At 69.8% G+C, this 12666-nt stretch carries 13 protein-coding genes; 10 read left to right on the top strand and 3 right to left on the bottom strand.

Annotated features, from left to right (window positions below):
• Positions 1 to 132 precede the first annotated feature (132 nt).
• The 6 genes from QE412_RS00525 (at position 133) to QE412_RS00500 (ending at position 7432) form a co-directional block, all read left to right on the top strand.
• Positions 133 to 1617: an amino acid permease gene (locus QE412_RS00525; RefSeq protein WP_307478795.1), complete on the top strand. Its 1485-nt coding sequence runs from the start codon at positions 133 to 135 to the stop codon at positions 1615 to 1617.
• Positions 1618 to 1930: 313 nt separating this feature from the next.
• On the top strand, positions 1931 to 2833 hold the full coding sequence (locus QE412_RS00520; RefSeq protein WP_307478792.1) for a hypothetical protein: 903 nt from the start codon (positions 1931 to 1933) through the stop codon (positions 2831 to 2833).
• Positions 2830 to 3618: an ABC transporter ATP-binding protein gene (locus tag QE412_RS00515; protein WP_307478790.1), complete on the top strand. Its 789-nt coding sequence runs from the start codon at positions 2830 to 2832 to the stop codon at positions 3616 to 3618. Before QE412_RS00520 ends, QE412_RS00515 begins: the two co-directional genes overlap by 4 nt.
• Positions 3618 to 4910: an ABC transporter permease gene (locus tag QE412_RS00510; RefSeq protein WP_307478786.1), complete on the top strand. Its 1293-nt coding sequence runs from the start codon at positions 3618 to 3620 to the stop codon at positions 4908 to 4910. Before QE412_RS00515 ends, QE412_RS00510 begins: the two co-directional genes overlap by 1 nt.
• Positions 4911 to 5120: 210 nt before the next feature.
• Complete coding sequence (locus QE412_RS00505) at positions 5121 to 5864, top strand: ABC transporter ATP-binding protein (RefSeq protein WP_307486946.1); 744 nt, start codon at positions 5121 to 5123, stop codon at positions 5862 to 5864.
• A complete protein-coding gene (locus QE412_RS00500; RefSeq protein WP_307478784.1) occupies positions 5846 to 7432 on the top strand; it encodes a hypothetical protein in 1587 nt (528 codons plus the stop codon). The genes QE412_RS00505 and QE412_RS00500 overlap by 19 nt, the downstream gene beginning before the upstream one ends.
• Before the next feature lie 16 nt (positions 7433 to 7448).
• Here the strand turns inward: QE412_RS00500 and QE412_RS00495 are convergent, their stop codons facing one another.
• Positions 7449 to 8819, bottom strand: coding sequence for an NtaA/DmoA family FMN-dependent monooxygenase (locus QE412_RS00495; protein WP_307478781.1), 1371 nt, complete (start codon positions 8817 to 8819; stop codon positions 7449 to 7451).
• Between the two features lie 106 nt (positions 8820 to 8925).
• On the opposite strand from QE412_RS00495, the gene QE412_RS00490 reads away from it, so the two are divergent.
• From QE412_RS00490 to QE412_RS00475, 4 genes are all read left to right on the top strand, one after another.
• Positions 8926 to 9486, top strand: a complete 561-nt coding sequence (locus QE412_RS00490; RefSeq protein WP_307478779.1) for an XRE family transcriptional regulator — start codon at positions 8926 to 8928, stop codon at positions 9484 to 9486.
• Positions 9483 to 10019: a helix-turn-helix domain-containing protein gene (locus QE412_RS00485; protein WP_307478777.1), complete on the top strand. Its 537-nt coding sequence runs from the start codon at positions 9483 to 9485 to the stop codon at positions 10017 to 10019. Before QE412_RS00490 ends, QE412_RS00485 begins: the two co-directional genes overlap by 4 nt.
• Positions 10020 to 10154: 135 nt before the next feature.
• Positions 10155 to 10760, top strand: a complete 606-nt coding sequence (locus tag QE412_RS00480; protein ID WP_307478775.1) for a nucleoside deaminase — start codon at positions 10155 to 10157, stop codon at positions 10758 to 10760.
• A gap of 53 nt (positions 10761 to 10813) precedes the next feature.
• Positions 10814 to 11017: a hypothetical protein gene (locus QE412_RS00475; protein ID WP_307478773.1), complete on the top strand. Its 204-nt coding sequence runs from the start codon at positions 10814 to 10816 to the stop codon at positions 11015 to 11017.
• 77 nt (positions 11018 to 11094) lie between these two features.
• On the opposite strand, the gene QE412_RS00470 is transcribed toward QE412_RS00475, so the two are convergent.
• Together QE412_RS00470 and QE412_RS00465 are read right to left on the bottom strand one after the other, a co-directional pair.
• Positions 11095 to 11850 (bottom strand): alpha/beta fold hydrolase, encoded by a 756-nt coding sequence (locus QE412_RS00470; protein ID WP_307478769.1) that lies wholly within the window; start codon positions 11848 to 11850, stop codon positions 11095 to 11097.
• Positions 11851 to 11955: 105 nt separating this feature from the next.
• On the bottom strand, positions 11956 to 12666 hold the full coding sequence (locus QE412_RS00465) for a TetR/AcrR family transcriptional regulator C-terminal domain-containing protein (protein WP_307478764.1): 711 nt from the start codon (positions 12664 to 12666) through the stop codon (positions 11956 to 11958).

Genomic DNA, 12666 nt, shown 5'->3' with positions numbered 1-12666 from the left:
CTGCCTACACTCTTCACGACGACGCACGCGACGGGAGGCGTCGTGAGGCAATGACGACTATCCTCCCGGGTGGTGTTCGTTACCGGGGCGTCATCCGAGACACAGCGAGACCCGAGACAGAGGAAGCATCGCGTGAGCCTTTTGCGTACCAAATCGGTGGAACAGTCCATCGCCGACACCGACGAGCCGGAATTCCGGCTCAAGAAGTCCCTGAGCGCGGTCGATCTCACCGTCTTCGGCGTGGGCGTCGTCATCGGCGCCGGCATCTTCACCCTCACGGGCCGTGCCGCGCACGACGTGGCCGGCCCCGCCGTGGTGATCAGCTTCATCGTCGCGGCCATCGCCTGCGGACTCGCGGCCATGTGCTACGCCGAGTTCGCGTCGACCGTGCCCGTCTCGGGCTCGGCCTACACCTTCTCGTACGCCTCGCTGGGCGAGCTGTTCGCCTGGATCATCGGCTGGGACCTGATCCTCGAGATGTTCCTCGGCGCGAGCGTCGTCGCTCAGGGGTGGAGCGCATACCTCGGCACCTTCCTGCAGCAGATCGGCATCGTCCTGCCCGAGGCGATCTCGTACGGGGGTGTCGTCGACGTGCCCGCCATCGTGCTGGTCCTCGTGCTCGGCGGGCTCATGACGCTGGGCATCAAAGAGTCGCTGCGGGTGAATCTCGTGCTGGTGGCCGTGAAGCTCTTCATCGTGCTGTTCGTGATCATCGCCGGCATCCTGTTCATCAACCCCGCGAACTACAGCCCCTTCGTGCCCGACGCCGTGCCCACCGAGTCGGCATCGGGACTCACCCAGCCCCTGCTGCAGTTCCTTTCCGGCTTGGAGCCGGCCACCTTCGGCGTGGGCGGCATCTTGGCCGGCGCGGCCCTGGTGTTCTTCGCCTACATCGGCTTCGACGTGGTCGCCACCACCGCCGAAGAGACCAAGCGTCCCCAGCGCGATCTGCCGATCGGCATCATCGCGTCGCTGGTGATCTGCACGATCCTCTACTGCGCCGTGGCGATCGTCGTCACGGGCATGGTTCCCTACAGCGAGCTCAACCCGTCGGCGGCACTCGCCAACGCCTTCGCCTTCCACGGTCAGACGTGGATGGCCACGGTCATCGCCGCGGGTGCCGTCGCGGGTCTGACCACGGTCGTGCTCACCCTCATGATCGGGGCCACGCGCATCATCTTCGCGATGTCGCGCGACCGCCTGCTGCCCGGCGGCCTGGCCAAGGTGCACCCGCGCTTTCGGACCCCGTGGGTGATCTCGATCCTGGTGACCGCGGTCGTCGCGCTCGTCGCCGGCCTCACCCCCATCGGCGTGCTCGAAGAGATGGTGAACATCGGCACCCTGTCGGCCTTCGTCCTGGTCTCGATCGGCGTGATCGTGCTGCGTCGCAAGCGCCCCGATCTCGCGCGCGGCTTCCGCGTGCCGTTCAGCCCGGTGCTGCCGATTCTGTCGGCCCTCATCTGCACCTATCTGATGCTCAACCTCTCGGTCGAGACGTGGCTGCGCTTCCTCATCTGGCTCGCGCTCGGGTTCGCGATCTACTTCGCGTACTCGCGCGGCCACGCTCGGCTCGCCACGGGCGCGCTCCTCGACCCGACGACCCCGAAGGTGGTGTAGCCGCCGAAGCAGTAGCGCACGACGATCACGGATGCCGCGCCCCCCGTCCCCCCGACGGCGAGGGGCGCGGCATCCGTCTTTCACCCCCGCGAGCAGCACATCGGAACCGCGGCCCCTCCCCTATGGTGAAGGGGTCTGAGCAGGGTTTCCTATCCGGGGGGTTTCATGGGGATCGTACGTACGTGGATCTTTCCGATCCTGCGCATCCTGCTCGTCGCGATCGTCGCGGCGGCGCTCGTGAAGCTGGCGTTCTTCCCCGACCGCCCCGCCGACGCGGCACCCGCCGAGCCGACCGCCGCCATCGTGGAGCCCCGTGTGGTTGCGACGCTCGGCACGATTCACCAACGACGTGATCGTGAAGGCGACGGTGTCGGCCGACGCGGCCATCCCGCTGAAGTCGACCGCGGCCGGCACGGTCAACAAGATCTTCATCGCCCAGGGGGCCCAGGTGAACGCCGGCGACGTCGTCTTCGACGTGAAGGTGCCCATCGAACGCGATCCGGCCGACAGCGTGGATGCCGAGGGCAAACCCAAGCAGACCATCTACCGGTGGGAGAACGTCACCGCCCCCGCCGGCGGCACGCTCAGCTCCCTCAACGTGATCACGGGGCAGCAGGTCACCGTCGGCGCGGTCGCCGGGAACGTCGCTCCGCCGACCTTCTCGGTGTCGGGCACGCTCGAGCCCGCGCAGCAGTACCGACTCATGAACCGTCCGACCGACGCGATCGTCACGATCACCGGCGGTCCCGCGCCGTTCACGTGCGGGAGCCTGCGCATCACCACCCCGCTCGCCGGGGGCAGCTCCGGTGAGAGCGACGCGGCGTCCTCCGGCGCAACCACCGGCGGCGCAACGGCAGGGGGCTCGGCCACCGCCGCGACCTGCGCGGTGCCCGGTGACGTCACGGTCTTCTCGGGGCTCGCGGCCGAGATGACGATCGCCGGCGGCAAGGCCGAGAACGTGCTCCTGGTCCCCACCACCGCCGTGCGCGGTGCCGCCCAGAGCGGCACGGTGTGGATCACGAACGCCGACGGCACCACCGAGGAGCGGCCGGTCGCGCTGGGACTCACCGACGGCACGCAGGTGCAGATCACGCAGGGTCTGACCGAGGGCGACGAGGTCTTGGAGTTCGCACCCGGTGCCATGGCTCCGGCGAACGACGGGTGTACGACATACCCCGACGGTTCGATGTTCTGCGAAGCGGTCCCGGCCGGATGAGCCTGCTCGCGCTGCGTGAGGTCACCCGCACGGTGATCCCGCAGGACCAGCCGGCGCTGACGATCCTGTCGGGCGTCGAGCTGACCATCGAGCCCGGTGACCACGTGTCGATCGTGGGCCGTTCGGGGTCGGGCAAGTCGACGCTGTTGAACCTTCTCGGACTGCTCGACCTTCCCACCAGCGGCGAGATCACCTTCGACGATCGCCCCGTGAAGACACTGTCGTCGGCGCGGCGTGACCGCCTGCGCGGAGCGGCGATCGGCTTCGTGTTCCAGCAGTTCAACCTGCTGCCCGGCCGCACGGCGCTCGAGAACGTCACGATGCCGCTGCTGTACGCCACGGGGCGCACGTTCTGGCGACGTAAGAAGATCGCGGCCGAGATGCTCGAGCTGGTCGGTCTCGGCCACCGCCTGAACAGCATGCCCGACCGCCTGTCGGGCGGCGAGCAGCAACGCGTGGCCATCGCGCGCTCCCTCGTGCGCGGTCCGCGCCTCATCCTTGCGGACGAACCTACGGGTGCTCTCGACCTCGATACCGGACAGAGCGTCATGGAGCTGATCGACGACGTGGCCGCGCGCACGGGCGCGGCCCAGGTCGTCATCACCCACGACCCGATGATCGCCCGCCGGGCCCGGCGGCACTTCCGCCTGGACCGGGGTGTCCTCACCCCGGTCGACGACCCGACGCTCGAACCCCTCACCCGCCGCCACCGGCGCGAGACGGTGCCGGTGGCGGTCGCCGACGACGACGCACCGATCGACGCGCGAGCGGACGGGCACGCCTGATGCGCGCGCTCACCGCGTTCGTCGGCGCCCTGCTCGAGGCCTGGCAAGAGGTGCGGGTGCATCGCACCCGTGTGCTGCTGTCGCTCGTCGGCGTGGCCGTCGCCGTCTGCTCGCTCACCACGGTCGTCGCCCTGGGCGCCATCGTGCAGCAAGCCAGTCAAGAACTCAGCGAGCGCTCCAGCGGCCGACCCGCCACCCTGTACGTCTCGGCGTACCGCACCGATGGCGGCGCCCTCGATACGAAGACGATGGATGCCGGGTGGGCGGAGGTCGTCGCGCGCTACCAGGTGTCGTACGCCAGTCGCGTGCAGAACACGTTGCAGCTCGTGCCGTTCTCGACCGGCGCCGTGCAGGTCGCCGCGCAAGCGGTCGACCAGCCGTACGGCGAGATGCACCGTGTGCGCATGCTCGAGGGCGAGTGGTTCACCGTGCCTGATGCGCAGCAGCTGGCTCCGCAGCTCATCGTCAACGAGGTGTTCTGGGACCGCATGGGCCGTCCACCGCTGGCGAGCCACCCGGTGGTGGCGCTGGGCGGGCAGGGCGTGCCGCACGCGGCGTCGGGCATTGCCGCCGGGGGCGTGACGGCCGTCGTCGTGGGCGTCACCCCGGCGGCGGCGTACGAGACCGCGCCGACGATGTTCATGCTCGCGGGACAGTTGCAGGCGATCCAGGATGCCGCGACCGGCGAGCGCGGATCGGCGGCCGCCGTCGTCGACCCCTACGGTGGCGGCGCCCCGCAGACGCAGTACGAGATGTGGGTGCCGCCCGAGCTCGCCGACCAGCTGACCTCGCTCGTGCAGCGCGACCTCGTCGGCGCTCTCGGCGACGGCGTGGAAGTGAGCGTCAACCGCCAGGACTGGGCGCAGTACGGCGACGACCCCTTCCTGGTGACGAAGCTGGTGGTGATCGGCATCGCGGTGCTGGTGCTGCTGCTGGGGGCGCTCGGTCTGGTCAACATCGCGCTGGTGACGGTGAAGCAGCGCGTGCGCGAGATCGGTATTCGCCGCAGCTTCGGGGCCACGGCGAGCCGGGTGTTCTTCGCCGTGATGATGGAGAGCGTCGTGGCCACCGTCGTCGCCGGCGCGACCGGTGTCGCCCTGTCGATCATCGCCGTGCAATCGCCGGCGATGCGCGACCTGGTGGGGCAGGGCATGGTGAGCGACTTCCCACCTTTCCCCGTGGACGCCGCGGTCATCGGCCTCGTCGCCGCGACCGGCGTGGGGGCGGTGGCGGGCCTCCTGCCGGCCCTGGTGGCCGTGCGGGTGAAGGTGATCGACGCGATCCGCTATTGAGGCGGACGAGCCGCGGCGCACGAGCGCGCTCGTCGTCGCGGGAGGGCGACGCCGGCCGCCGAACGCACTGCGCGTTGCGGCTGCCCCTGTGATGGCGAGGGCGCCCGCCGATAGGTTCGAGGGGTGACCGACATCCCCCGTGACGCCCCGCCGCCGTCCATCCTGCCCGATGCCGTCGCCCCGTCGGCGCCGACCGATTCGCAGCCCGCGATGCAGCTCGCCGGTCTGGTGAAGACGTTCGGGCAGAAGACGGCCGTCGCGGGCCTGGACCTCACGGTCCCGTCCGGATCGTTCTACGGGCTGGTCGGCCCCAATGGGGCGGGGAAGACGACCACGCTGTCGATGGCGACGGGGTTGCTGCGCCCCGATGCGGGCTCCGCGCGCATCCATGGCGTCGATGTCTGGGCGCAACCGGTCGAGGCCAAGCGACTCATCGGCAACCTCGCCGACGGCGTGCGCCTGTTCGATCGGCTCACCGGCGAGCAGCTCGTGACCTACACCGGCATGATGTTCGGCCTCCCCCGCGACGATGTCGCTACCCGCACCGCCGACCTGCTGCGCATCATGGACCTCGGCGAGGCGGCCGGCACGCCCGTGGTCGACTACTCGGCGGGTATGACGAAGAAGGTCGCCCTCGCGTGCGCGCTCGTGCATGCGCCGCGCCTGCTGGTGCTCGACGAGCCGTTCGAGTCGGTCGACCCGGTTTCGGCCGCCAACATCGAGGACATCCTGCGCGGGTACACCGCCTCGGGCGGCACGGTGATCGTGTCGAGCCACTCGATGGATCTCGTGCAACGCATGTGCGACCACGTCGCCGTCATCGCGCAGGGCCGACTGCTGGCATCCGGGACCGTCGACGAGGTGCGCGGGGCACACACCCTGCAGGACCGTTTCGTCGAGCTCGTCGGCGGTCGCCACCACGCGGAAGGACCCCAGTGGTTGCGACAGTCCTGAGGATCCGCTTCCGGGTGCTGGGCAACACCCTCTCGCGCAGCCCCCTGCAGCTCGTCGGGTTCATCTTCGGCATCCTCGGCGCGCTGTGGATGCTGCTGCTGGCCGGGGTGGCGCTGTTCTTCGTCGGCACCCTCGAGTTCGACATCGCGCGGGCGGCGGTGACTGCCGCCGGCGCGGTGCTGACGCTCGGCTGGGTGGTGGGCCCGGTGTTCGCCGCGGGTGTCGACACGACGCTCGATCCCTCGAAGCTGGCTCCCTTCCCGATGACGACCCGGCAGATGATGCTCGCCATCGCCGCGGGCGGGTTGACCGGTGTCCCCGGGATCGCGACAGCGCTGGGGGCGCTGCTGACCTTCATCGTGTGGGCGCGGCAGCCCGTCGCCGCGGTCGCTGCGGTCGTGTGCGTCCCGCTGGGCGTTGTCATCTGTGTCGTCGCCTCGCGGGCGGTGACGACTCTGGCCGGAGGCCTGGGCGGCGGCCGGCGCACGCGCGAGATCGTCGGACTCGTCGGTTTCACGCTGTTGATCTTCGCGAGCCCGCTCCTGGTCGGCGTTCTCAACGGCGTCCGCGCAGCGGCGGATCGGGGCATTCCTGCGCAGGCGATCGTCGGGGGTGTGTCGTGGACTCCGATCGGGGCGGCGTGGGCGGTGCCGGGCGACCTCGCGGTCGGCTCCTGGCTGACCGCACTGCTGAAGCTCGCCATCGCCGTGGCCACGCTCGCGCTGCTGTGGGTGCTGTGGTCGCGGAGCCTGTCGGCATCGGCCATCGCTCCCCCGGCGCGCTCCGCCGCCCGTCGACGATCCGGCTCGCTCGGCTGGTTCGGCGTGATGCCGTCGAACCCGGTGGGCGCGACCTGGGCGCGGTCGCTGACGTCGTGGACGCGCGACATGCGCTACCTCAAACAGCTGCTGTTGGTTCCCTTCACGCCGATCCTCATCCTCTTGTACTCACAGGGAGACGTCTCGGGCCCATTCTTCGCGATGTCGGGACTGCTGGTCGGGTACTTCGCCGGCATCCTGGCCTACACCGACGTCTCGTACGACGGCACCGCGTTCGCGACCGTGCTGCAGACCGGCATCCGGGGCCGTGACGACCGCCTCGGACGCATGCTGGGCGCGGCGACCGTGAGCATCCCGCTCGTCATCGTCGCCGACGTGGTCACCGTCGCCATCGCCGGACGGTGGGAGCTGCTGCCCGCGGTGCTCGGCGCCTCGCTCGGCCTCACGCTCGTCGGGCTCGGCGTGAGCGCGGTGAGCTCGGCCATCCTGGTCGTGCCCACGCCGGCCCCCGGCGACTCCCCGTTCAAACGGGTGCCCGGCTCGAGCTTCGCGATGTTCTTGGCGTTCTTCCTCTGCTGGGGCGTGGTCGCCGTGCTGTCGGTGCCCGTGCTCGTGCCGGCGGTCATCTCGGCGGTCACTGGGTCGGCCCTCGCCGGCTGGATCGCGCTCGGGGTGGGCCCGGTGCTGGGCCTGGTGACCTTCGCCCTCGGCGTCGTCGTGGGAGGACGCCGCTTCGATTCCGGCGCACCGTCGCTGCTCGCGCAGTTGCGCACGTTCCGCGGGGCGTGACCGACGCCGGGCGGACTCAGGCCGACGGCGACACCCGGCGCCCCGGGTGCCATTCGGGCAGCCGCGCGCCGCCGCCGGTGAGCATCTCGCGGAGCGTTCCGTGCCGCGGCGTCTCGGGCAGTAGCCCGCGCGCGCGGAGGTGCGGCAGGACGTGGCGGATGACATCGACGTACCCCTCCGCACCGCCGTACCAGTTCTCGACGAGGAACCCGTCGACATCCGTCTCGGCGACGAAGGCCTCCACCTGGTCGGCGATGCCCTCGGCCGTTCCCGTGAACTTCACGCCGCCGATGGTGGAGGGCAGCGAGTCCAGCACCTCCCCCACGGTGGGACTCGTCCCGTTCGGGTTGCGCCACATCGCGACGGTGGTCTGACCGACCTCGGTCGAGACGTCGTCGAGCGTGGAGTCCGGGTCGAGAGCGGCCAGATCGACTCCCGACCATCCGAGGAAGAGCGCCGCGGCCGCTTCCCGCGTGGGCGTGCGGTTCAGCTCGTCGCGCAGGCGCCGAGCCTCGGCATCCGTCTCACCGACGACGAAGCTCGCGCCGTTGATGATCGAGATCGCATCGGCCGGGCGGCCCGCGGCGACAGCCTTCTCGCGCAGGGTGCGCACCGACGCCGCCGCACGCGCGGTCTCGCGGTCCTGGATGAAGACGCACTCCGCGAAGTCGGCCGCGAAGCTCGTGCCCGCCGACGACGTGCCGGCCTGAAAGAGGGTGGGGGTGCGTTGGGGCGAGGGCGTCGCGGGAAAGTAGCCGTCGAAGTGGAAGTAGCGACCGTCGTGCGTGATGCGGTGCACCTTGGCGGGGTCGGCCCACGTCTTGCTCGCCTTGTCGGCGAGGACGGCGTCGTCGTCCCACCCGGCCTCCCACAGGCGCAGCGACAACTCGACGAACTCCCGGGCCCGGGCATACCGCTCGTCGTGCGGGGTGATCCCGTCGAGCCCGAGCAAGCGGACGAGGGCCTGCTGGTTGTCGCTCGTGACGATGTTCCACCCCATGCGCCCCTCGGAGAGGTGATCGAGCGTCGTGAACGTTCGGGCGTTCAGCAGTGGCAACTGCGCCGTCGTGGATGCCGTGACGACGAGCCCGATGCGAGGGACCAGGGCCGCGAGGGCCGACATGATCGCCATCGGGTCGTGCACGGGGACCTGCACCGCCTCGCGGATGACCGCCTCGGGCACCTCGCCGGCGTCGTTCATCGGATAGCCGATGGCCTCGGCGAGGAAGACGAAGTCGAATCCGCCCTGCTCGAGCGTCGAGACCAGGTCGCGCCAGAACCCGAGGGTCGCGAATTCGCGCGTGTCGGCGCGCGGGTGGTGCCACGCGTTGCCGATGAAATTCGGTGTGAGCGTCTCGAAAGCACCGAGGACGAGTTGCTTGGGCATGGGGACTCCTGGATCGAACGGGCTGGAGCGTTCTCACATGATAACTATGGCAAATCGTAGGGGTGCGACGTTCTCTCGGATCCAGGCCGCGCCATAAGCTCATCGGGTGAGCGAAGACCAGGGCGCAGCCGCCGCCATCGGCGCGGCCGTGCGTGCCCACCGACGCGAACGCGGCCTGTCGATGCGCGACCTGGCCGCACGGATCGGCACCTCGCAGCCGTTCGTGTCGAACATCGAGAACGGCCGCATCTTTCCGAGCCTGCGCACCCTGACCCTGCTCGCCGAGGCCCTGGACGTCTCGTCGGATCGACTATTGCCCGCACCCGAACGGGTGGACTCGCTCAACGTCGACGCCTTCCCGCGCGCCCCGGGCGAGGCGGCGACGCGGCGTGTGCTCGCGGCACCGGGTCGGGTGCTGCAGACCCGCCGGCTCGAACTGGCCGCCGGCGAGCTCGAGCCGCGCCCCCACACCCATCCCGGTGAGGAGGTCGTGCGCGTCGTGCGCGGCTCGGCCACCCTTCTGCGAGAGTCCGAGCCGCCCCGTCCGCTCCCGGCGAGCGAGTCGCTGTGGATCACCGGAACCACCCCGCATCGACTCCGCGCAGGAGAGCAGGGTGCGCTCGTCCTGATCGTTGCCAGCGGCGCCGGCGAGGAGGCACACTCATGACCGACACCGACGACGTCGACCGCCGGATCGGAGAGTCCGTGCGCTCGGCACGACGGGAACGCCACCTCTCGACCCGGCAGCTCGCTGCTCTGGCCGGCGTCTCGCAACCGACGCTGTCCAACATCGAGAACGGTCGCATCCGCGCCGGCGTGGCGACGCTGTACCTGCTCGCCGACGCACTGAGCGTTCCGCCGGCACGGTTGCTCACCGACGACGACGGCTCCCGACGCGGCCACGACCAGGTCTCGTCCGGCGGCGTGAGACTGCGGGCACTGCCGACGGCACCTGACGCGAAGCTCGAGGTGCACGAGGTCGTCGTCCCGGCGGGCGAAGCCGAGGAACACAGTTTCCAGCACGGCGGCGAGGACGTGCTCCTGATCGTCTCCGGACGAGGCGAGCTCACGCTCGGAAAAAGCCGGATGCCGATCCGCGCGGGCGACGTGGTGTGGATCGACGCCACCGCCCCGCACCGCCTCTCCGCGGCCGCCGAGGAGTCGTTGACGGTGCAGGTGGTCACAGCGCGGCTCCCCTGAACGCACCGCCTTTCAATAACTGAAACGAATCAGAAACATCGTGGGTTGCACCCCGTAATGGCGCTCTGCGAGCATCACTGTCGCGAATGCCTCGTCGACGCGCGACCCGACCTGGCGAACATGCGAGGAGCACCCATGAAACTGCAGGCCACCACGTACGACATCGCCCTCCCCGACTGGCTCGGCGAAGCCGTCGACGAGGTTCCCGACGTGATCCCCGACCGCGCCGACCGCATGCGTCTCGTGCACGCTCTGGCCGATCGCAACTGGCGCGAGGGGAACGGAGGGCCCTTCGCCGCCCTCGTCGCCGAGACCGCGACCGGACGCATCGTCTCGGTCGGCGTGAACGTGGTGCTCGCCTCCGGCGTCTCGTCGGCACACGCCGAGGTGACCGCGCTCGGCACGGCGCAGCGCACCGTCGGCGGCTGGGACCTCGGCGCGGCCGGACAACCCGAGCACGAGCTGGTCGTGAACTGGCGCCCCTGCGTGCAGTGCTACGGCGCGGCGCTGTGGTCCGGCATCCGCACCCTGGTCATCGCCGGATCGGGCCCCGAACTGGAACAGATCACCACCTTCGACGAGGGCCCCATGCGCGACGACTGGGCCGAGCAGTTCGAGCAGCGAGGCATCCGTGTCATCGATCCGCTCCTGCGTGAGGAGGCGATCGAGGTGTTCCAGGCGTATCGGGATGCCGTCGACGCCGGCGGCGTGACCGTCTACAACGCGCGCGGCGCAGAGTGACCGTCTGACCGTCGACCTCGCGACATCGTCGACCGCGTGCCGCCCGCGAGGCGATGACCTTCTCTCAGTCGGTTTCCGGCGGTGAGCTCGTCGTCGGCACGTTCGGCGACTTCACCATGCCCGACGCCCCCGCCGACGGCGTCATGCACGCCGAGCTCCACGCCGACGGCTTCACCGTCATGGGTGCCGACTCCCTTCAGCGAACCCGCCGAGGGGTGGGGCAAGAACCGCGTGCACGCCGCCTTCATGAGCGATGAGTTCGATCGCGTCCGCGGCTTCTCCGACCGCTTCGTCGAGCGCGGTGCGGAGGCCGGGATGCCACTGGAGAAGCGCCTCAGAGCACGAACTCCTTGACCCGCGCGACGAAACGCTCGGGATCCACGAGGTGCGGGTAGTGGGTCGGCGTCTCCCAGACCTCGTACACGGTGTGCGGGATCTGCTGCTGCAGCCAGGCGGCGTACTCGGGCCCGGCGTCGAGACCGGTGACGACGAGATAGGGCACGTCGTCGGAGACCGCTGACAGTTCGGAGACGAGCCGGGACAGCTGCTCGGGCGAATCCTCCAGCAGTGGCCGCCACATCCCCAGCACCACGTCTTGCCTCGGAGACCGGATGCCATCGACGCGGGCCACCTCGTCGGCATCCAGCGCCCCCACCATTTGGGCGAACATGCCCTGGATGAACAGCGGGAACGCCTCGCCCCGCAGCATGCCCTCCGCCTGCTGGACCTGCTGCTGCATACCCGCGAGGTGCAGGGGCTGGTCGACGTTCACCACGGCCCGGGCGGGGAAAAGCGCCCCGTAGGCCGTCGCGACGATACCGCCCATCGAGTGTCCGACGACCACCGGTGGCTCGTCCGGGATGGCGTTCCCGGCGACGAGGTGCACGACGGTGTCATGGATATCGGTGGCCAGCGTCGGGATGTCGTAGGGCTCAGCGGCATCCGACTCGCCGTGACCGCGGATGTCGACCCGCACCACGGTGAAGCCGTCGCTCAGATCTACGGGATCCCAGCTGCGCCGGTCCTCCGTGATCCCATGCAGCAGAATCAGCAGCGGGCCGGAGCCCGAGACGTCGTGGGCGAGGATCATGGCGTCTCCCGGAGAAGAGGAATGCAGTGTCTGAGCCGCAGCATATCGGGGACAGGACGCCACTGCTCACCGTGAGCTCCGGGTGATCGAGGCGTGAGCTGATCGTCACTTCCGTGCGATGTCGCCACCCAGGAGACCCTTGAGGCCTGCGATGAGCATGGCGAGCATGAATTCGAACCCCGCATCGAGCGGCGCACCGGGGCCGGTCGTCCACCGCAGGAGCCAGGCCTTGTTGGCGAGGGATGCTTTCCGCGTCGAGATAGCCGCGAAACGCGTTCCCCCGTCCTGCGCGAGGAGGCGGTCGAACTCCGCTCTCCAAGCGTCGTCCGACTCGCCCGGATCGGCGGCGAACTCCTCCGCGATCCACCCGAAGATCGCGGCGAACACGCAGTTGTACGCGTGGACGAGCTGCTGGTCGTCGAACCCCGCGCGAGACAGCACGCGCAGAGTCGCGTCCGCCAGATCGAGAGACCCTTCCGTCACCGGCAGCGCTGCCAGAAAACCGGCTGCGAGCTCGGGGTGAGGTCGCAACGCAGCTCGCGCACTGCGCGCGAGTCCGATGATCCATTCATCCCACGGAATGTGGGGGTGCGGGAGTTGGATCTGCTCGAGCACATGCTGGTACAGCATGCCCAGCAGCTGCGACTTGTTGCCGGCATGCCAATACAGTGTCGCGGGGTAGGTACCGAGAGCCTTGGCCAGCCCACGCATCGTGAGCGCGGCGAGGCCGAACTGATTGACGTAGTCGAGGGCCGCATCTATGACCTGCTGCCGGCTGAGATCAGAGTTCTCGTCGTAGCGCTTGGGTTGCGGCAC

Source organism: Microbacterium trichothecenolyticum, from assembly GCF_030818955.1.
Lineage (GTDB): Bacteria > Actinomycetota > Actinomycetes > Actinomycetales > Microbacteriaceae > Microbacterium > Microbacterium trichothecenolyticum_B.
The sequence above is the reverse complement of the archived record's forward strand: the minus strand, read 5'-3'. Positions and strand labels throughout refer to the sequence as shown.

Excerpts from the sequence above, each read along its gene's own strand:
- QE412_RS00515 (WP_307478790.1), top strand. The coding sequence starts at position 2,830 with ATGAGCCTGCTCGCGCTGCGTGAGGTCACCCGCACGGTGATCCCGCAG.
- QE412_RS00510 (WP_307478786.1), top strand. The coding sequence starts at position 3,618 with ATGCGCGCGCTCACCGCGTTCGTCGGCGCCCTGCTCGAGGCCTGGCAA.
- QE412_RS00505 (WP_307486946.1), top strand. The coding sequence starts at position 5,121 with ATGCAGCTCGCCGGTCTGGTGAAGACGTTCGGGCAGAAGACGGCCGTC.
- QE412_RS00485 (WP_307478777.1), top strand. The coding sequence starts at position 9,483 with ATGACCGACACCGACGACGTCGACCGCCGGATCGGAGAGTCCGTGCGC.
- QE412_RS00470 (WP_307478769.1), bottom strand. The coding sequence starts at position 11,850 with ATGATCCTCGCCCACGACGTCTCGGGCTCCGGCCCGCTGCTGATTCTG.
- QE412_RS00475 (WP_307478773.1), top strand. The coding sequence starts at position 10,814 with ATGACCTTCTCTCAGTCGGTTTCCGGCGGTGAGCTCGTCGTCGGCACG.
- QE412_RS00495 (WP_307478781.1), bottom strand. The coding sequence starts at position 8,819 with ATGCCCAAGCAACTCGTCCTCGGTGCTTTCGAGACGCTCACACCGAAT.
- QE412_RS00480 (WP_307478775.1), top strand. The coding sequence starts at position 10,155 with ATGAAACTGCAGGCCACCACGTACGACATCGCCCTCCCCGACTGGCTC.